Annotated in this window: 15 protein-coding genes, 3 tRNA genes and 2 pseudogenes; 2 read left to right on the top strand and 18 right to left on the bottom strand. The window is 61.2% G+C overall.

The genetic code is table 11. The features are described from left to right. Positions 1-84 precede the first annotated feature (84 nt). The 3 genes and pseudogenes from BUB23_RS17940 to BUB23_RS27410 form a co-directional block, all read right to left on the bottom strand. A complete protein-coding gene (locus tag BUB23_RS17940) occupies positions 85-399 on the bottom strand; it encodes a transposase (protein WP_073105628.1) in 315 nt (104 codons plus the stop codon). Positions 400-432: 33 nt separating this feature from the next. Next, a complete protein-coding gene (locus tag BUB23_RS27860) occupies positions 433-744 on the bottom strand; it encodes an AAA family ATPase (protein ID WP_073105626.1) in 312 nt (103 codons plus the stop codon). A 291-nt stretch (positions 745-1,035) separates the two neighbouring features. Next, positions 1,036-1,104, bottom strand: a pseudogene (locus tag BUB23_RS27410) (integrase); the annotation flags it as partial. Here BUB23_RS27410 and BUB23_RS27405 point away from each other — a divergent pair. Then, positions 1,105-1,275: pseudogene (locus BUB23_RS27405) on the top strand (LysR family transcriptional regulator); the annotation flags it as partial. A gap of 362 nt (positions 1,276-1,637) precedes the next feature. Here BUB23_RS27405 and BUB23_RS17920 read toward each other — a convergent pair. The 5 genes from BUB23_RS17920 to BUB23_RS17900 all read right to left on the bottom strand — a co-directional run bounded on the left by BUB23_RS17920 (position 1,638) and on the right by BUB23_RS17900 (position 2,872). Next, on the bottom strand, positions 1,638-1,931 hold the full coding sequence (locus BUB23_RS17920) for a HigA family addiction module antitoxin (RefSeq protein WP_073105622.1): 294 nt from the start codon (positions 1,929-1,931) through the stop codon (positions 1,638-1,640). Then, entirely contained in the window at positions 1,931-2,209 is a 279-nt protein-coding gene (locus tag BUB23_RS17915; protein ID WP_073105620.1) for a type II toxin-antitoxin system RelE/ParE family toxin, read from the bottom strand. Before BUB23_RS17915 ends, BUB23_RS17920 begins: the two co-directional genes overlap by 1 nt. A 322-nt stretch (positions 2,210-2,531) precedes the next feature. Continuing rightward, positions 2,532-2,608, bottom strand: a tRNA-Asp gene (locus BUB23_RS17910). Between the two features lie 35 nt (positions 2,609-2,643). After that, a tRNA-Glu gene (locus BUB23_RS17905) sits at positions 2,644-2,719 on the bottom strand. Positions 2,720-2,796: 77 nt separating this feature from the next. Further along, a tRNA-Ala gene (locus tag BUB23_RS17900) sits at positions 2,797-2,872 on the bottom strand. 267 nt (positions 2,873-3,139) lie between these two features. On the opposite strand from BUB23_RS17900, the gene BUB23_RS17895 reads away from it, so the two are divergent. Continuing rightward, complete coding sequence (locus tag BUB23_RS17895; protein WP_245801315.1) at positions 3,140-5,932, top strand: EAL domain-containing protein; 2,793 nt, start codon at positions 3,140-3,142, stop codon at positions 5,930-5,932. A gap of 8 nt (positions 5,933-5,940) precedes the next feature. Here the strand turns inward: BUB23_RS17895 and lnt are convergent, their stop codons facing one another. The 10 genes from lnt to queA all read right to left on the bottom strand — a co-directional run bounded on the left by lnt (position 5,941) and on the right by queA (position 18,603). Then, a complete protein-coding gene (gene lnt, locus BUB23_RS17890; protein ID WP_073105617.1) occupies positions 5,941-7,587 on the bottom strand; it encodes an apolipoprotein N-acyltransferase in 1,647 nt (548 codons plus the stop codon). Between the two features lie 4 nt (positions 7,588-7,591). Next, positions 7,592-8,479 carry a CorC family transporter gene (locus BUB23_RS17885; protein ID WP_073105615.1) on the bottom strand — a complete coding sequence of 296 codons (888 nt, stop codon included), beginning with the start codon at positions 8,477-8,479 and terminating at the stop codon, positions 7,592-7,594. 64 nt (positions 8,480-8,543) lie between these two features. Further along, complete coding sequence (gene ybeY, locus BUB23_RS17880; protein WP_143161033.1) at positions 8,544-9,044, bottom strand: rRNA maturation RNase YbeY; 501 nt, start codon at positions 9,042-9,044, stop codon at positions 8,544-8,546. Positions 9,045-9,075: 31 nt separating this feature from the next. Continuing rightward, entirely contained in the window at positions 9,076-10,107 is a 1,032-nt protein-coding gene (locus BUB23_RS17875; RefSeq protein ID WP_073105613.1) for a PhoH family protein, read from the bottom strand. Then, complete coding sequence (miaB, locus tag BUB23_RS17870; RefSeq protein WP_084136098.1) at positions 10,104-11,678, bottom strand: tRNA (N6-isopentenyl adenosine(37)-C2)-methylthiotransferase MiaB; 1,575 nt, start codon at positions 11,676-11,678, stop codon at positions 10,104-10,106. The genes BUB23_RS17875 and miaB overlap by 4 nt, the downstream gene beginning before the upstream one ends. 1,412 nt (positions 11,679-13,090) lie before the next feature. Then, positions 13,091-14,026 carry a protein translocase subunit SecF gene (secF, locus tag BUB23_RS17865; protein WP_073105610.1) on the bottom strand — a complete coding sequence of 312 codons (936 nt, stop codon included), beginning with the start codon at positions 14,024-14,026 and terminating at the stop codon, positions 13,091-13,093. 60 nt (positions 14,027-14,086) lie between these two features. Further along, a complete protein-coding gene (gene secD, locus BUB23_RS17860; protein WP_073105608.1) occupies positions 14,087-15,961 on the bottom strand; it encodes a protein translocase subunit SecD in 1,875 nt (624 codons plus the stop codon). A 63-nt stretch (positions 15,962-16,024) separates the two neighbouring features. After that, positions 16,025-16,372, bottom strand: coding sequence for a preprotein translocase subunit YajC (yajC, locus tag BUB23_RS17855; RefSeq protein ID WP_073105604.1), 348 nt, complete (start codon positions 16,370-16,372; stop codon positions 16,025-16,027). Positions 16,373-16,422: 50 nt separating this feature from the next. After that, complete coding sequence (tgt, locus tag BUB23_RS17850) at positions 16,423-17,559, bottom strand: tRNA guanosine(34) transglycosylase Tgt (protein ID WP_073105600.1); 1,137 nt, start codon at positions 17,557-17,559, stop codon at positions 16,423-16,425. Between the two features lie 3 nt (positions 17,560-17,562). Continuing rightward, positions 17,563-18,603 (bottom strand): tRNA preQ1(34) S-adenosylmethionine ribosyltransferase-isomerase QueA, encoded by a 1,041-nt coding sequence (queA, locus tag BUB23_RS17845; protein ID WP_143161030.1) that lies wholly within the window; start codon positions 18,601-18,603, stop codon positions 17,563-17,565. Positions 18,604-18,773 lie beyond the last annotated feature (170 nt).

Here is an 18,773-nt window from a genome sequence, read left to right as displayed (position 1 = left end):
GCCGGGGAATATTGAACCACTGGCACAGCTTGGCAATCGAGACGGAGTACCCGTCGGCTTTAAGTCCCTGGCGGATCGTCTCGATCATTTCTCGTCCTCGCCCAACAGGGACTGCAATTTTTTTCTTGCGCGCAGTTCCAGCATCGCTTCGCCGTACGCCTCTTGAAGATCCTTGAGCTGGCGTTCATATTGCTCTCGGATATCTTCCGGCTTGGCTCGTAAGGCGTTTTCCATGCCCCGCTTCGCATCGTCCAGCCAATTCTCGATCTCTGAAGGGGCCAAGTCGTGGGACCGGCTCGCTTCGGCAACTGTAGTCTTGCCCTGAATAATATCCAGCACCAGCGCACTTTTACGCTTGGCCGTCCAGCGTTTGACTTCGTCTTCCATCTTCATACTCATAGTGATTTCCTAAATTATCACCTGAGCAGGACTTCAGTGGGTCATTACAATCGTCCCTACTTGTTGGGAAGCAGGGGCCGGTTGCGCTGGGTCATTTCGGAATACTTTTCGAATGAGACCCGATGCATAGCTAAACGCAGATGCTCCCCGTTTTTTCTTCGGTGTTGCCAGTAGCGGAAGGTGCCAGCCAAAATGCTGTGCTAACAGTTTCAGTAAGGTTGTCTTCCCAGCACCATTCGCCCCCGTAATTATCGTCATATGCGGATGAAACGCGAGATCTACCTTTGAAAACTGCCGCCAGTCGGAGATTGTTAATCTTGAGAATTTTATTGGTTTTGTTTGCACTTTCGGTTCTCGTTTTTGCTCATTGAGCTAGTAGGCCCCGCTATTGAGGCAGGAGTAAATCATGGATAATTCGATACTGCTGTCTCTCCTAACGTTCGAATCTTTCCAGATGTGCGCAGTCCACGCCCCCCCAAACTGCGGAATTGAGCGTTGGCGTTATAAGTCGGTTGACCGCGATCAGTTCAAGCGTTGACGTTTCCTGATTCAAGTCCACCGTCTCTCCTTGGCCGGACAGCGACCATCTCGGCTGCTGTCCTGTTCTATTGTAAGTAGATATCACGCTTCTGTCCGCTATGCCATTTCCAGCGCGTCATCGACTTCGATACCAAGGTATCGCACCTTGCTTTCGAGCTTGGTATGGCATTGGCACCACGCATGCTGCCACTTGGTGCTGTGGCGGTAGGTTCCAAGTTGGGGCTCCCCGACTTACCGTGCTTGCCTGTACTGCTGCACGCTAGGTGCAAAGATGAGAGGACACGTGACGCGATTGCCCCGCTTACAGCTGCCTTCCGGAGTGCAATCCGAAGTTAACCGTTCAGTGAAATCGTTGAACTGAGCGTCCGCTTCTGGCCGCAAGCGGCCAGCTAACTCACGATCGACATGCATCTTTGACCTCGATAAACCACGTAAGCTGCATGGCATCAAAATCGTAGCGGATATTGGACGGCAGGTAGCTGGCTGAATCCAATACGAACGACTGGCTATTCTCGCATTTGAGAACGACCCAGTGCCCAAAGTCTTTGCCTTCCTCCTGGTAGTGCTTGATGGACAACAATGCGAGATCGGGTATGGGAAGGCGTGAATACCCATAGCACCGGCCATAGCCTTCATGTCTGAATATGTTTTGCCCAGAATGTGGGCGACCGATGCGATTCCGCATCCAGTGGCTTCTGCTAGACGATGGCGAATCGAAGCTGGTCGACATTTTGCAAATCAACGCGTTGGCGGGCGAGCCACAAGTCGTGAGCATCCTGCATGGCCAGCCAGCTTTCGGGGCTGCGTCCAACTGCCTTGGAAAGACGAAGCGCCATTTCTGGCGTGACACGAGAAGTGCCGCTGAGTACTCGGCTTAGTGTGGAAGCAGCTACGCCCAGCGCTTTGGCAAGCTCACGCCCGCTGATATTGTTGGGCTCGAGGTAGATGCCGGATATAAATTCACCCGGATGGGGCGGGTTGTGCATATTCATCAGTGATAGTCCTCGTAATCCAGTACAAAGGCGTTTCCGTCTTCAAACTCAAAGATGATGCGCCAGTTTCCGTTGACGGTGATGGGCCAGCGCTTCTTCATTGGGCCCTTGAGGGGGTGAAGCCTGAATCCCGGGATATCCATGTCTTCGATAATCTGAGCGGTATCGAGCGCGGACAGTTGTAGGCGAAGGCGTTTGGAGTGGCTAGCCTGGACGCCGGACGCGTTTCCGGTTTCGAACAAACGACGAAGGCTCTTGTGCCGAAAACCTTTGATCATGAAGTGATTTCGTGCTGCGCATCACGAATCAATGAATGGAAGTATAGGCTATTGGAAGGTCGGTTTGATCGTCTGAATGTTGCGCGTTGTACTGCCAACGCAATGCGCAGAGTGTAATGCGCATATACCTATGCACATTAGTTAATGACGGTAGGGCGACTAAGAATACAGGTAGCCATGGCCGGTATTCTTTTTTATAAGCCTGCCCTGAAAAGCTAGGCCTGGCGGGGCTTGGCGGCCGACCCGGAACAAAGTTTGGAACATAAGTGGGGGCGAAAAAAAAGCACTTACGTGATGTAAGTGCTTTTTTTACTTCAATCTTTGGCGGAGCGGACGGGACTCGAACCCGCGACCCCCGGCGTGACAGGCCGGTATTCTAACCAACTGAACTACCGCTCCGCAGCGATGCACTACTGGTGCCAGGCCGAAAAACCTGGCGTCCCCAAGGGGATTCGAACCCCTGTACCCACCGTGAAAGGGTGGTGTCCTAGGCCTCTAGACGATGGGGACCGGACAAAACAAGCTGCGCATTGTAGCATGTAAAAACGCGCGTTCACTGCTGTCTTTTACTGCTTTCTTCGTTGGACTGGTGGAGGTAAGCGGGATCGAACCGCTGACCTCTTGCATGCCATGCAAGCGCTCTCCCAGCTGAGCTATACCCCCGTACTGGCTTGTCTAGCGAAGAAGCGAGATTATGCACCATATTTTCCATGTGTGCAAGTCGGCGGTGTTGTTTTGGCGTCAGCCTTGATCTGGCTCAAGACGAAATGGCAAGGCATAGCCCATGATGTCCGTGCTGCACAAGCCGTCATCACGGGCACGGCTGCGGTTTGGCGATCATGGCTCCGAAACCTCACCCACAACGACAATATGATTCCCGAGACTTCGAAACTCGCTGGTCCCTTACCCCGCAGGCGTGTCATTCCCGGATTGAGCATAGGCCGCAAGATCGGCGCCATATTCTTGCTGGTGCTGTTCGTGGCGGCCGCCAATATCCTCCTGGTCAAAGGTTTGCTGCACGACTTCAACGGCATTGCCGCCACCGTCAACGTGGCGGGCAAGCTGCGCATGCTGAGCCAGAAAATCGCTTTCGAAACGGTCGATATGTCGATGGGGCAGGGGTCCGGCATGGACGATATCGAGCACGGCATGGCGGAGTTCGATACGGCCCTGCTGGCGCTGACCCATGGCGGCGTGGCCTTCGGGCTGGATGTCCACAAACTGCCCTTGCGCCATGCGGCGCCTCTGGACGCGGTCGGCGCGCGCTGGGACAGCTATCGGGCCAATGTCGAGAAATTGCTGGCGGCCGCGGCGCCGGACGGCGCCGCATTGCTGCAGGCGATCAGGGGCGACGCCGCGCTTCTGCTCGACAATACCGAGGCTCTCATCGGGTCTATCGTCAGAGAGAACCAGTCGGCGCAGGAGCAGGCATTGCTGAAGATGTATGCCTTGCTGCTGGCGGACATGCTGATGCTGTTCGCGGCCTTTGCGGCGGTGCATAGGCAGATGATCATCCCTTTGCGCCAGTTGTCGCATCATTGCCGCGAGCTCGCCGCGGGCAACTACAGCGCGCGGGTGGGCTATCGCTCTTCGGATGAAATCGGCCAGCTTGCGCTGGCCTTCAACGATTCGGCGCAACGCATAGGGCTGCTGGTCGCCCATATCGAGCAGGACAGGCGCAGCCTGCAGCAGGCCGAGGCCATGTTTCGCGGCATCGCGGAAAACACCATGGTGGGCGTGTACATCGTGCAGGATGGGCGGTTCCGCTTCGTCAACGCCACGATGGCCGAGATGTTCCGCTACGACCGCCATGAAATGCTGGCCTCCCTGGATGCCTATGACATCTTTGCGGAAGAAGACCTGCCGAAGATCAAGGGGAAGGCATCCCCGCGCCCCGGCGGCGACGCTTCAGGCGAGCGCCAGGAGCGGCGCGGGCGCCGCAAGGACGGCTCCATCATCAATCTTGAGATCTTCGGCTCGAAAATGGAGCTAGACGGCGAATTGGTCACCATGGGCATCGCCATGGATATCACCGCCCGCAAAGAAGTCGAGGCCTCCGTGCGCATGGCCGCGCTGGTCTACCAGAACAGCAGCGAGGCCATGGTGGTGACCGACGCCGACGGCGTGATCATCAATGTCAACCCGGCCTTCTCGGCGATCACCGGCTTCAGCGCCGCGGAAGTCGTCGGCGGCAAGCTCAGCATCCTGAGTTCCGGCAGGCACGATACGGCGTTCTACCAGGCCATGTGGCATGCGCTCAACAACACCGGCAAATGGCAGGGCGACGTCTGGAACCGGCGCAAAAACGGCGAGGAATACGCCGAACGGCTTACCATCAATACCTCTTACGATGACGACGGCTCGGTGCGATGCCGCATAGGCCTGTTTTCCGACATCACCAAGAAGAAGCAGTCCGATGCCTTCATCTGGCGCCAGGCCAATTACGACCACCTGACCGGCCTGCCGAATCGCCAGCTGTTCCAGGACCGCCTGGATCGCGCCATTGCGCGCTCCGACCGCTCCCGCCTGCCTATGGCGCTGGTCTTCCTCGACCTGGACTTCTTCAAGGACGTCAACGATACCCTGGGCCACGGCACGGGCGACGAACTGCTCAAGCAGGTCGCCAAGCGGCTGAGCGCTTGCGTAAGGGCTACCGACACGGTGGCGCGCCTGGGCGGCGACGAGTTCACCATAATAATGGGCGAATTGCGCAGCACGGATATGGCCGAAAGGCTATGCCATCAAACCTTGCGGGCGCTGGCCAAGCCCTATGATCTGGGCGAGGAAGTCGCCACCATATCGACCAGCATGGGCGTCACCTTTTATCCGTCCGATGGCGCCGATGCGCAGGAACTGCTCAAGAATGCCGACCTGGCGATGTATGCGGCCAAGGACAAGGGCCGCAATCAATTCTGCTACTTCACGCGCGCCATGCAGCAGAACGCGCAGAACCGGCGCCAGTTGCTGCGCGACCTGGCCGGCGCGCTGGGCCAGCGCCAGTTCCTGCTGCATTACCAGCCTATCGTCGAGCTGGCCACGGGGAGGGTGCGCAAGGGGGAGGCCCTGATACGCTGGATGCATCCCTCCCTGGGTTTGATCGGCCCGGGGGAATTCATTCCCCTCGCCGAAGACGCCGGCATCATCGTCGGCATCGGCGACTGGGTGTTTCGCGAAGCCGCGCGGCAGGCGGCGCTGTGGCGCGCATCGCATCACGCGGATTTCCAGATCAGCGTGAATGTGTCGCCCGCGCAGTTCGCGGCCGAGGGCCTGAGCCACGACGAATGGCTGGCGCATCTGCAGCAACTGGACTTGCCCGGCCACAGCATCGTGGTGGAAATCACCGAAAGGCTGCTGATGGACACCAATCCCGAAGTGCGCAACAAGCTGCTCGCGTTCCGGGATGCCGGCATACAGGTCGCGCTGGACGATTTCGGCACGGGCTATTCGTCGCTTTCCTATCTGAAGAAATTCGATATCGACTACATCAAGATCGATCAGTCCTTCGTGCGCAACCTGGGGCCCGATACCGACGACATGGCCTTGTGCGAGGCCATCATCGTGATGGCCCACAAGCTGGGGCTGAAAGTGATCGCCGAGGGCGTGGAAACCATAGACCAGCGCGACCTGCTGATACGGGCCGGCTGCGATTACGGCCAGGGCTATCTGTTCTCGGCGCCGCTGGCCGCCGAGAAATTTTCCGTCTTCCTGGAATCCTTTGCCTAGCGCTGCCGTCAGGCGCCGCCGCGCGCGGCTTGCGGCGCGGGGCGGCGCCCGCGCAGCGCCAGGCCCAGCAGCAGGATCAGGCAGGCCCAGGCCAGGATGGGGCCGTTGCCCCAGCGCACATAAGGCGTAAAGCCCGCCATGCCTTGCACCTCCACGTCCAGCACGCCCCTGCCCGCGGGGGCGAGGACCGCGCGTACCGCGCCATTGGGATCGATGGCCGCGGTCATGCCGGTATTGGTGGCGCGTATCATCGGCCTGGCGGTTTCGATGGCGCGCATGCGCGAAATCTGCAAGTGCTGGCGCAATGCCCACGAATCGCCGAACCAGGCCAGATTGCTCATGTTGACCAGGATGGTGGCGCCCGGGCCGAGATCCGCGCTGCCGCGCACCGACTGGATTATCTCTTCGCCGAACACGTCCTCGTAACAGATATCGGGCGAGATCATTTGCCCGGCGATGGGAAACAGGGCTTGCCGCAAGGGGCCGCGATCAAAATCGCCCAGCGGAATGTGCATGGCGTCGACGAACCAGCGAAAACCCGGCGGTACGAACTCGCCGAAAGGCACCAGGTGATGCTTGTCGTAGCGCATGCCCGGGTCGCCGGCAATCAGGTCGGCCAGCGGGGTTTGCGCGTCGAAGCTGATGGCGCTGTTGGTGTAGCGGTCCCGGCCCTGATGCCGGTCATGCAGCGGCGCGCCCATCAGTATGCGGGCGTCGCGCTCGCGGGCGATATCCAGCCATTGCTGCCATACCTGGGGCGCGATCCGGTCCTGGAACAGCGGCACGACGGTTTCGGGAAGCACGATCAATTGCGGCGCGCCGCCCGCTTCCTTGGGCGCCAGGGCGGCCAGCTGCATATAGGTGGCCAGGCCGCGTTCCATCAATTGCGGGTCGAATTTCTCGGACTGCGGCACATTGCCCTGCACGAGGCGGATGATGAGAGGCTCGCCTTGCGCCCTGGACCAGGCGACATGGCCCAGCGCTATGCCCAGCAGGCCGACGACGATGGCGCAGCCGACGCCCACGGCGGCCCTGGCATCGTTGCTGCTGTCCTTGGCGCAAGCCAGCAAGGCGATGGCCGCCGACGCAAAGGCGGCGAACCATGCCAGCCCATAGACGCCCAGCAGCGGCGCCCAGCCGGCCAGCACGCCTTCGACATGGGCATAGCCCACGTTCAGCCATGGGAAGCCGGTAAACAGCGTGCCGCGCAGCCATTCGGCCAGCGTCCAGCTCGATGCCCACACGGCGGCGATCAGCAATTGCCAGCCATAGCCGGAATGGACATGGAGATGGCGCGCCGAGAGCCAGCGGGCCAGCGCGGCCGCGGCGACCACGAACAGCGCTTCGGCCGTCGCCAGCAGCAATACGGCGGCGCCGGCCAGCCAGGCGGCCATGCCGCCGTAGTCGTGCATGCTGGTATACAGCCAGTAGAAGCCCAGCGCAAAATTGGCCAGCCCGAACAAATAGCCGATCGCGGCGGCCTGGCGGAGCGTGGCCGCTTTGAATACATAAAAGGCCAGGAAGGCCAGGCTGAATATTTGGACGAAAGGCAGCGACCAGGACGGCAGGGGCCCGGGCGCGAAAGACAAGGCGTGGATCGCGCCAAGCAGCAGCGGGCCGGCATAGCGCCGGCTTAAATGTCTGAAGTGATTCAAGAGTTTACTCGTTGGCGTCGGGGCGCGCGGCGGGATCGGGGTTGTCCAGCTGGATATGCAGCCACAAGGCCCGCTTGGCGTCGGCGCCTACCACGGTTATGTTCAGGCCCTGGTGGCTGATGCTGTCGCCGCGGCGCGGTATGCGTCCCAGCTCGGCGGCCAGCCAGCCGCCCAGCGTATCGTAGTCATCGTGGGGCAGGTCGGTGTTGAAGCTGCGGTTGAATATGGGGATCTCGGTGATCCCCATGGCGCGCCAGCTGTTGGTGCCGGTCTGGAATATGGTTTTTTCGGCGTCCTCGTCGTATTCGTCTTCGATTTCACCGACTATCTGTTCCAGCACATCTTCCATGGTGACCAGGCCGGAGGTGCCGCCATGCTCGTCGACCACGATGGCCAGGTGATTGCGGCTGCTGCGGAAGTCGTGCAGCAGGACGTTGAGCCGCTTGGTTTCCGGAACGAAGACGGCGGGGCGCACCAGCGGGCGCAAGTCTATGGCGGGGTTGGTGATGGACAGCAGCAGGTCTTTGGCCAGCAGGATGCCCACGATATTGTCCCGGTCGTCTTCGTAGACGGGAAAGCGCGAATGGCCGGTTTCTATGATTTCCGGCAGGACTTCGGCCAGCGGCTTGCTGACGTCCAGCATATCCATTTTCGAGCGCGGCACCATGATGTCCGCCACGGTCTGGTTGGCGACTTCGAGGGCTCCGGAAATCATGGCGTAGGATTCGCCGTCCAGCACTTGCCTGTCATGGGCCGCCTCGAGGACGGCCTTGAGATCGTCGCGGTCTTCGGGCTCGGTGGGCCTCATGAACGCGGTAAGGCGTCCAAACAGGGTTTTTGATGTGGTTTTCGCCGGGCGGGGCTCGGCATCGGGTGAGCTAGGTTCTGACATTGTCCAAGGGACTGGTTACACGGAGTTTTAGCATAACCGAAATCGTGGATCGGAGTTCGGCGCGCTATGCCCGATATGGATCGGCTATGCCCAGTTTGCCCAGGATGTCGATTTCCAGGGACTCCATTTCGCGCGCCTGGCCGGCTTCGATGTGGTCATAGCCCAGGGCGTGCAGCACGCCATGCACGGCCAGGTGCGCGGCATGGTCGAGCAGCGTTTTCTGCTGTTCTTCCGCTTCGCGCCGCAGCACGGGCAGGCAAAGCACGATATCGCCCCCGGCCGTGCCGGACGGGTCCACGCCATATTCGAAGGTCAGGACATTGGTGGCATAGTCGCGCCCGCGATAGGCGCGGTTCAGTTCCTGCCCTTCCTGCGCATCGACCAGGCGCAGAGTGAGTGCGGCGGCGCCAAAGCCGGGCCGCCTGGCGCCGCGCTTGCCGCCGCCGCGCAGGCGCGCCCGCGCGACGCCGTCCACGGCATGCCGCACCCAGCGGCGCAGGCGCCAGCGCGGCAGTTCAGGCGCGGGCGCGCCGTATTGCACAGCAAGGGAAAGCGCGGGCGGCAAAAAATCGGCCGCGGCGCCCTTGGGCGGGATGTCAGTCGTCATGGTCGCCGGCCTGTTCATGGCTGGCCGCCTTCTCGTAGGCATCCACTATGCGGGCCACCAGCGGGTGGCGCACCACGTCACGGCTGGTGAAGCGCGTGGTGGCGATGCCCTGCACCGATTCCAGCACATCGACCGCATGAATCAAGCCGCTGAGCTGGCCGCGCGGCAGGTCGACCTGGGAGGGGTCGCCATTGATGACGGCCTTGCTGCCAAAGCCGATGCGGGTCAGGAACATTTTCATTTGTTCCGGCGTGGTGTTCTGGGCTTCGTCCAGGATGACGAAAGCGTGGTTCAGCGTGCGTCCGCGCATATAGGCCAGCGGCGCAATTTCTATGGTCTGTTTTTCGAACAGGCGCTGGACGCGGTCGTATCCCATCAAGTCGTACAGGGCGTCATAAAGGGGGCGCAGATAGGGATCGACCTTCTGCACCAGGTCGCCGGGCAGGAAGCCCAGCCGTTCGCCGGCTTCCACGGCGGGGCGGGTAAGCACCAGGCGCTGTACTGTTTCCCGCTCCAGGGCATCGATGGCGCAGGCGACCGCCAGCCAGGTCTTGCCGGTGCCGGCCGGGCCTATGCCAAAGGTGATGTCGTGGCGCTGGATCTGATTCAGGTATTCGTGCTGATGCGGCGTGCGGGGACGCAAGTCCGCCTTGCGCGTGCGCAGGCTGAGGCTGCGGTCGTCGACGGATGGGACTTCGGGTATGGCTGGCGGCACGACGAGGACTTGCTCCGGTTCCTGCGGGCGCCCGGCGCCCAGCTCCACCATGCCAAGCTGGATATCGTCGATCGACAGGGCTTTGTGCACGGCACGTTGATGAAACCACTCGAGCGCCTTGCCGGCGGCTTTGGCCTGTTCGCCCGTGATCGACACCTGGTCGCCCCGGCGGTTGAGGCTCACGTTCCAGCCGTCCGCGATCTGGCGCAGGTTTTCATCCAGCGGCCCGCACAGATTGGCCAGGTGGGTATTGTCGCCGTCCAGCCTCACCGTTACGGGACCTTTGCTGCGGGCGGCTCGCGTCATGCGTGCTCCGGGGCGCGCGCTTCGACGGTGACGATCTCGCCCTTGAGCGTATTGGTCATGGCCTGCACGATGCGCACGTCGACCATATGCCCGATCAGGCGGGGCTGGCCCACGAAATTGACGATGCGGTTGTTCTCGCTGCGGCCCGACAGTTCCTCGGGATCTCGTTTGGACGGTTTTTCAACGAGTATGCGTTGAACGGTGCCGACCATATCCTGGCTGATGAGCGCGGCCTGTTCATTGATCAAGGCCTGCAGGCGATGCAGCCGCTCGAGCTTGAGCTCTTTGGGGGTGTCGTCCTGCAGGTCGGCGGCGGGCGTGCCGGGGCGGCGCGAATAGATGAAGGAGAAGGATTGATCGAAGCCGACGTCGCGGATCAGCGCCATGGTTTTTTCAAAATCGGCCTCGGTTTCGCCGGGAAAGCCGACGATGAAATCCGATGACAGCGTAAGCCCGGGGCGCGCCGCGCGCAGCCGGCGAACGATGGACTTGAACTCCAGCGTAGTGTAGCCGCGCTTCATGGCCGACAGGATCTGGTCGCTGCCGGCCTGCACCGGCAAGTGCAGGAAAGGCACCAGCTTGGGCAGGGCGCCGTGGGCTTCGATCAGCCGCGTGGTCATTTCCTTGGGATGCGAGGTCGTATAGCGTATGCGTTCTATGCCTGGAATTTCGTGCACATATTCCAGCAGCATGGCAAAGTCGGCGATCTCGGCGCCTTCGGCCATGGGGCCGCGGTAGGCGTTGACATTCTGGCCCAGCAGGGTCACTTCCTTGACCCCCTGGTCGGCCAGGTCGGCGATTTCCACCAGCACGTCGTCGAACGGGCGGGAAACTTCGGCGCCGCGGGTGTAGGGCACGACACAGAAGCTGCAATATTTGCTGCAGCCTTCCATGATGGACACAAAGGCGGTCGGCCCGTCCACGCGGGCCGGCGGCATGGCGTCGAATTTTTCGATCTCGGGAAAGCTGATGTCGACCTGCGAGCGCCCGGATTCCCGGCGCCGCGCGATGAGGTCGGGCAGGCGGTGCAGGGTTTGGGGGCCGAAGACGATGTCCACATAGGGCGCGCGCTTGACGATGGCGTCGCCTTCCTGGCTGGCGACGCAGCCGCCCACGCCGATGACCAGGTCGGGATTGAGCTGTTTGAGATGGCGCACCCGGCCGAGGTCGGAGAAGACTTTTTCCTGGGCTTTTTCGCGCACCGAACAGGTGTTGAACAGGATGATGTCGGCTTCTTCGGGATTCTGGGTGATTTCCACCCCTTGGTCTTCGTGCAGCACGTCGGCCATTTTGTCGGAATCGTATTCGTTCATCTGGCAGCCGAAGGTACGAATGAAGAGCTTGCGCGTCTTGGCCGGGGCGGGTTCCGGTTCCGTGGGAATCAGGAATTGCCCGGAGGATTCTGGCTCCGTGGGGAGAAAGAGTTGTGGAGGGGCGTCAGGTTCCGCGGGAATGAGGAATTGCGATGAGGCCTCAGGTTCCGTGGGGATCAGGAATTGCGACGAGGCAATGGGCGCCGTGGCGGCCGGGGCCTGCGCGGTTGCAGCGCGCTTGATGATGGTTTCTTGCATGATAGTCGCCGTGACGGGTGAATATCCCGGGGGCAGTGATTTAAACCCTGGATTGTACCTTTAGTCGTGTCGCTGTTGTAGGTGGCTGCTGTGGGATGCTGCCTTTCGTCGTTATTCTTCTGGAGCGTGGTTTGTTCTTTAGGCGTGCGCCAAGTTGTGGTTTCTTAATACGCGTGCCGGTTCTTGATCTGTTGCTGTTCGTTCTTAAGACGCGCGCTTGATCTTGGCGTTTTTGTCGTTATTCTTCTGTCACGTGATTGGTTCTTAAGACGTGTGCCGGTTCCTGGTGGCCTTGTTCTGCGACGCGTTGCCGGTCCAGCGCCTGCGCGCTGGGCACCGCCCCGCCTAGCTCGTCCGCCCCATACGGGGCTACCTTCGCGATCGGTTGGCTCGGCACCGGACGTCGCGCCACAAGGTCCCCAGGACCCGACCCACTGCGTATCATTAATTGTTTCGCTGCTGGGGCGGGCGGGGTGCTTGGCATTTTTTTGTTGAAGTTGCTGCTGGCCAAAGATCTTGCAGTGCCGCCAAAAAGTCGATCCCCGCCGGATCGCCTTTTTGGCATACGGGCTGGTGGGTTGAGAGGCTGCTGGATTTGAGGCTTGCTTATACTGGGTTTGAGGCTCGCTTATATTTATTTGATCGCTAAATCGTTAATTGGATCGCTGCCTGAATGTTGGGATCGGTAGAATCTCAGGTTTCATTGCTTTAAACACAAAGATAATAATAGTCCCACAGGTCCAGGTAAGTCGTTGCCACGTTTGATCTCGGGGCAATACACCACCGACTACAACACCGTAGCCTGGCCAGCACCGTAGGCCGAACCAGCCTCAATGCCCAAGTGGGCCGGCTGGCGGCCCGCGCGGGGCGAGCGTGCAAGCTCTTTCTTTCTAGCGAAAACCGAAGCAAGAATGCCAAGCACCCAACCCGCCCCAGCAGAGATCCAAAACCCGCGATGCAGCCGTTGGCGCGGTGGTGGAAGGTAGCGGTCCGTCCGAGGCCGAGCTAGCCGATCGTGAAGGGAGCGCGAAGGCGCGGACGAACTAGGCGAGGCGGGGTCCGGCGCGCAGGGCGCCGGACCAGGCAACGCGGACCGCTACCTTCCACCACCGCGGCGGCGGCGTGTTAAAGACAATCACCGATGCGCGCCAGCGGCGTGTTAAAGACAATCACCGATGCGCGCCAGCGGCGTATTAAAGACAATCACCGATGCGCGACCGCGGCGTATTAAAGACAAGTACCGATGCGCGACCGCGGCGTGTTAAGAAGAACCGCAGCCACATCAGCGACAGCGGCGTGTCAAGAAACCCGCGTCCGCATCAGCGCAGCGCAAAGAACACCGGCCAGAGGACAGACAAAAAACCAGCAGCAGGTAAAAACCAATAACAAACCCACTAAATAAACTAAACCGCTCAACCTATTTCAGCGCTGGGGTCGTCCTTCTTGACAGTCTTGACCATATCCTCGCGCTTGACCCCCAGCCACATCGCGATCGCCGCCGCAACGAATACCGAAGAATAAATCCCGAACCAGATCCCGATGGTAAGCGCCAGCGCGAAATAATGCAGCGTGGGGCCGCCAAAGAACAGCATCGACAGCACCATCATCTGCGTCGACCCGTGCGTGATGACAGTCCGTGAAATCGTCTGCGTAATCGCGCTGTTGATCACTTCCTGCACCGACGCCTTGCGCTGCTTGCGGAAGTTTTCACGGATCCGGTCCATGATGACCACCGACTCGTTCACCGAATACCCCAGCACCGCCAGCACGCCCGCCAGCACCGGCAGAGAAAACTCCCACTGGAAGAACGCGAAGAAGCCCAGGATGATCACCACATCGTGAAGATTGGCCACCACCCCCGCCACCGCAAATTTCCATTCGAAGCGAAACGCCAGGTACAGCATGATCCCGATAACCACGCATAACAGCGCCATCAGGCCATTGTGGACCAACTCCTGCCCCACTTGCGGGCCGACGAACTCGACCCTGCGCAGCTCCGCATCCGGGTGCCTGGCCTTCAAGGCGGCGACCACCGAATCGCTTTGCGTCGCCGATGTTTCACCCGTGCGCAGCGGCAGGCGGATCATCACATCCTGCGACGTGCCGAAATTTTGCACCTGGAAGTCGGTATATCCCAGCGAATCCACAGCGCTGCGGATATCGTCCACCTGCGCCGCCTCGGCGTAGTGGACCTCCATGACCGTGCCGCCGGTGAACTCGATCGATAGGTGAAAGCCACGCGTGGCAATAAAAAAGACCGCGGCGGCGAACGTGAGAAGACTGATCAGGTTCAGCACCAGCGCGTGGCGCATGAAGGGAATGGTGCGGTGGATGCGGAAAAATTCCATGTTTCTTTCTTGCCTGAATTTGATGAATGGGCGGCGCGCACACACGCGCCGCGCTGCGGCTCAATCCTGCTTGGGCTTCCAGATCTGGCCTATGGAAACAGTCTGCAGCTTGCGCTTGCTGCCATACCACAGGTTGACCAGGGCGCGGACGCCCACTATCGACGAGAACATCGACGTCAGAATGCCTATGCAGTGCACCACGGCGAAGCCGCGTACCGGGCCGGTGCCGAAGGCCAGCAGCGAAAGCCCGACGATCAGCGTCGTCAAGTTGGAGTCCAGAATGGTGCCCCAGGCCCGTTCGAAACCCAGGTGTATGGCTTGCTGCGGCGGCAAGCCCGCCCGAAGCTCTTCGCGTATCCGCTCGTTGATGAGCACGTTGGAGTCAATGGCCATGCCCAGCGTCAGCGCAATGGCGGCAATGCCCGGCAGGGTAAGGGTGGCCTGCAGCATGGACAGCACGGCCAGCAGCAGCAGCACGTTGAAGGCCAGCCCCAGCGTGGAGAACACGCCGAAAAGGCGGTAGTAAACGATGATGAAGACAGCGATCGCGATAAAGCCGTACAGCGTCGAATAAAAGCCCTTGGCGATGTTGTCCGCGCCCAGGCTCGGCCCTATGGTGCGTTCCTCGATGATCTCCATCGGGGCGGCCAGCGCGCCGGCGCGCAGCAGCAGCGATGTGTCGGCGGCTTCCTGGGCGGTCATGCTGCCGGTGATCTGCACTTGGCCGCCCGGGATTTCGCTGCGGATGACCGGCGCGGTGACGACCTGGCCCTTGCCCTGCTCGAACAGGACAATGGCCATGCGCTTGTTGATGTTGTTGCGGGTCACGTCGCGGAAAATACGCGAGCCCTTGGCGTCCAGCGTCAGGTTGACGGAAGGCTGCTGGGTCTGCTGGTCGCGGCCGGGCTGGGCGTCCTGCAGGTTTTCGCCGGTGAGTATCACCTGGCGGCGCAGCAGCAAGGGGCGGCCGTCGCGGTCGGTATAGCGTTCCAGGCCGAAAGGCACCGTGCCGGCGTTCAGGGCGGCAATGGCGGTGGGCGAGTCGTCGACCATGCGGATTTCCAGCGTGGCGGTGCGGCCCAGGATTTCCTTGGCCTTGGCGACGTCCTGCACGCCGGGCAGTTGCACCACGATGCGGTCGGCGCCCTGTTGCTGGATGATGGGCTCGGCCACGCCCAGTTCGTTGATCCGGTTATGCAGCGTGGTGATGTTCTGCTTCAAGGCATTGCCCTGGACCTGCGTGACCGCCGCTTCCGTCAGCTTGCCGGTCAGGATGTACTTGCCGCCGTTTTCGCCGCTATTGGTGAACACCATGTCGGGCATCGTGCGGCGCAGCTCAGAGGCCGCGGCGCTGCGGTCGTCGCTGCTGTCAAAGGATGAGACGATGGACAGGTCGCTGCGGTCCACGCTGGCGACCTTGATCTTGGCTTCGCGCAAGGTATTGCGCGCATCGCTGGCCAGCGAATCATAGCGTCCGGTCAGGGCGCCGTGCATGTCGACCTGCAGCAGGAAATGCACGCCGCCGCGCAGGTCCAGGCCCAGGTACATAGGGTTCGCGCCCAGCGTTGCCAGCCAATTCGGCGACGCGGGCAACAGATTCAGGGCCACCGTGTAATCGGGGTCGGCCGGGTTGGGATTGAGCGTCTTCTCGATCAGGTCCTTGGCCTTGAGCTGGACATCGGTGGACTCGAAGCGCGCCCTGACGGTTCCCACGGGACCGTTCTGCTCGAAATAGGCGCCGGTGGGGGTGATGTTGCCGCTTTTCAGTATGTCTTCGACCCGATTGAGCACGTTATTGTCCACCTTGACGGTGGACTTGGCGCCGGCGACCTGCACCGCGGGGGATTCCCCAAAAAAATTGGGTAGCGTATACAGTATGCCGATTACCAGGGCGACTGCTACGGTGAGGTATTTCCAGAGAGGATAACGGTTCATCGTCGGTCAAAAACTAAAGCGGGAAAAGAACCCCGGAGCGGTGTCCGGGGCGCGCACATCGAATCAGAGCGCCTTGATGGTGCCCTTGGGCAGAACCGAGGTCACGGCAGTGCGTTGCAGTATCGTTTCGACTGGCTTGTCGGCCAGGGTGCTGATTTCGATAGTGACGTAGCTGTCGCTTACCTTGGTAACCTTGCCCAGCATCCCGCCCGAGGTGATCACTTCGTCGCCCTTTGCCAGCGCCGCCACCATGTTGCGGTGTTCTTTCTGGCGCTTCATTTGCGGGCGTATCATCAGAAAGTAAAGAATCACGAACATCAGGATGATGGGCAGCATGCCCATCAAGGCGTTTTCTCCGCCGCCGGCTGCGGCCTGGGCGGTTATCAGTTTCAAGGTGTCAATAGCGGCCATCGGGTACTCCTGAGGTGTTTGGGTAACTTTGTATTGTAGCGATATCTTGCCTATTCGATACCGCGTGCGCGATCGCGGGCGAATTGCGCGCGCCATGCCTCGAAACGCCCGGCGGCTATGGCATCGCGCATTTCCTGCATGATAGTCAGGTAAAAATGCAAATTATGCAATGTATTCAGCCGCGAACCGGTGATTTCCTTGGCCCGCTGCAGGTGATGCAGGTAGGCCCTGGAGAAATGGCGGCAGGTGTGGCAGGAGCAGCCGGGCTCCAATGGCCGGGTATCGTCGCGGTAGCGGGCATTGCGTATCTTGATATCGCCAAAGCGGGTGAACAGCCAGCCGTTGCGGGCGTTGCGGGTGGGCATGACGCAATCGAACATGTCCACGCCGCGGCTGACTCCCTCGACCAGGTCTTCGGGGGTGCCCACGCCCATCAGATAGCGCGGCGCATGCTCCGGAAGGCGCGGCGCCACGTGGGCCAGCACGCGCATCATGTCTTCTTTGGGCTCCCCCACCGACAGCCCGCCTATTGCGTAGCCTTCGAAGCCGATGTCCAGCAGGCCGGCCAGCGACTCGTCGCGCAGTTGCTCGAACATCCCGCCCTGCACGATGCCGAACAGCGCGTTGGGATTCTCCTGCTGCTGGAAGGCCTGGCGCGAACGCCTGGCCCAGCGCAGGGACATGCGCATCGATGCGGCCGCTTCTTCGCTGGTGGCCGGGCGCCCATCGATGGTGTAGGGCGTGCACTCGTCGAACACCATGGCGATGTCCGAATTGAGCGCCCGCTGGATGCGCATGGATTCCTCGGGTGTCAGGAACAGGCGGGCGCCGTCGATGGGCGAGGCGAACTTGACCCCTTCTTCGGTGATCTTGCGCATGCCGTGCAGGCTGAACACCTGGAAGCCGCCCGAATCCGTCAGTATGGGCTTGTTCCACTGCATGAAGCCGTGCAGGCCGCCATGCTTTTCCATGACCTCGGTTCCCGGGCGCAGCCACAAATGGAATGTGTTGCCCAGTACGATTTGCGCGCCGATCTCTTCAAGCTCGTGCGGCAGCATGGCCTTGACGCTGCCGTAGGTTCCCACTGGCATGAATATCGGCGTTTCGACCACGCCGTGACTGAGAGTGATCTGGCCGCGCCGCGCCGCGCCGTCCGTGGCCAGCAGCTTGAACTGTATACCGGTCATTGCTTAAGGAGATTCTATGAACATGGCATCGCCGTAACTGAAGAAGCGATACCGGGATTGGACAGCGTGCGCATAGGCGCGCTGAATGGGCTCCATGCCTGCCAGTGCCGACACCAGCATGAGCAGGGTCGATTGCGGCAGATGGAAGTTGGTGAGCAGGGCGTCCACCCAGGAAAATTGGTAGCCGGGCGTAATGAACAGCCGCGTATCGCCTTCGATGGGCCCGGGCGCGCCGGCCGCGGACGCCTGCAGGGCGGCGGATTCCAGCGCCCGCACGCTGGTCGTGCCTACGGCCACCACGCGGCCGCCCGCGGCGCGCGTAGCCCGCAGCAGTTCGATGGTTTCGGGCGGAACGCTATAGCGTTCCGCATGCATGACATGTTCGCTCAGTCGCTGCGCGCGCACCGGCTGGAAGGTGCCGGCGCCTACGTGCAGGGTGACGAAAGCCTGGGCGATGCCCAGGCCGGCGAGCTGCTCCAGCATGGCCTGGTCGAAGTGCAGGCCGGCCGTGGGCGCCGCGACGGCGCCCGGCTCGCGGGCGTACACGGTCTGGTAGCGTTCGTCGTCGTCCTGCCCGGCGGCGTGTTCGATATACGGCGGCAGCGGCGTGGCGCCGTATTGCTCCAGCAAATCCAGCACGCGCCCGGGGAATTCCAGTTCGAAGAGCTCGCCTTCGCGGCCCAGCACCGTGGCGGCAAAGGCGCCGGCCAGGATCAGCTTGCCGCCGGCTTTGGGCGATTTGCTGGCCTTCACGTGCGCCAGCGCCGTGCTGGCCCCGGTCACGCGTTCGACCAGGACCTCGACCTTGCCGCCGCTGGCTTTCCGGCCCAGCAGCCTGGCCTTGATGACGCGGGTGTTGTTGAACACCAGCAGGTCCTTGGGCCGCAGCAGGCTGGGCAGGTCGACAAACTGCCGGTCGTGCAGGGACCCCCTGCGGTCCAGGTGCAGCAGGCGGCTTTCGACCCGCTGCGCGGCGGGCGATTGGGCGATAAGTTCTTGTGGCAGTTCGTAATTGAACTGGGAAAGTTCAAGGCTAGGGTTCACGCGGATGTCTTTGATGGGGGCGCGGCACGCGCCCGGAATGAGATTTGTGCGGTATTTTAAGCTGTTGCGCGGGATTTATGCCCAAACCCCATACCAAGCCGGCCTTCTTTGGTTATGCTGATACTTTTTCGGGGAACGAAGCATCATGTCCTTGTGGGCGCCGCGGCTAG

Origin of the sequence: Pollutimonas bauzanensis (genome assembly GCF_900129885.1) — a bacterium.
Lineage (GTDB): Bacteria > Pseudomonadota > Gammaproteobacteria > Burkholderiales > Burkholderiaceae_B > Pollutimonas > Pollutimonas bauzanensis.
The sequence above is the reverse complement of the archived record's forward strand: the minus strand, read 5'-3'. Positions and strand labels throughout refer to the sequence as shown.

What these genes read in the sequence shown, in the direction of transcription:
- BUB23_RS17940 (WP_073105628.1), bottom strand. Translation starts at nt 399, where the DNA reads ATGAGTATGAAGATGGAAGACGAAGTCAAACGCTGGACGGCCAAGCGT.
- BUB23_RS17920 (WP_073105622.1), bottom strand. Translation starts at nt 1,931, where the DNA reads ATGAATATGCACAACCCGCCCCATCCGGGTGAATTTATATCCGGCATC.
- BUB23_RS17915 (WP_073105620.1), bottom strand. Translation starts at nt 2,209, where the DNA reads ATGATCAAAGGTTTTCGGCACAAGAGCCTTCGTCGTTTGTTCGAAACC.
- BUB23_RS17885 (WP_073105615.1), bottom strand. Translation starts at nt 8,479, where the DNA reads ATGTCAGAACCTAGCTCACCCGATGCCGAGCCCCGCCCGGCGAAAACC.
- BUB23_RS17875 (WP_073105613.1), bottom strand. Translation starts at nt 10,107, where the DNA reads ATGACGCGAGCCGCCCGCAGCAAAGGTCCCGTAACGGTGAGGCTGGAC.
- miaB (WP_084136098.1), bottom strand. Translation starts at nt 11,678, where the DNA reads ATGCAAGAAACCATCATCAAGCGCGCTGCAACCGCGCAGGCCCCGGCC.
- secF (WP_073105610.1), bottom strand. Translation starts at nt 14,026, where the DNA reads ATGGAATTTTTCCGCATCCACCGCACCATTCCCTTCATGCGCCACGCG.
- secD (WP_073105608.1), bottom strand. Translation starts at nt 15,961, where the DNA reads ATGAACCGTTATCCTCTCTGGAAATACCTCACCGTAGCAGTCGCCCTG.
- yajC (WP_073105604.1), bottom strand. Translation starts at nt 16,372, where the DNA reads ATGGCCGCTATTGACACCTTGAAACTGATAACCGCCCAGGCCGCAGCC.
- tgt (WP_073105600.1), bottom strand. Translation starts at nt 17,559, where the DNA reads ATGACCGGTATACAGTTCAAGCTGCTGGCCACGGACGGCGCGGCGCGG.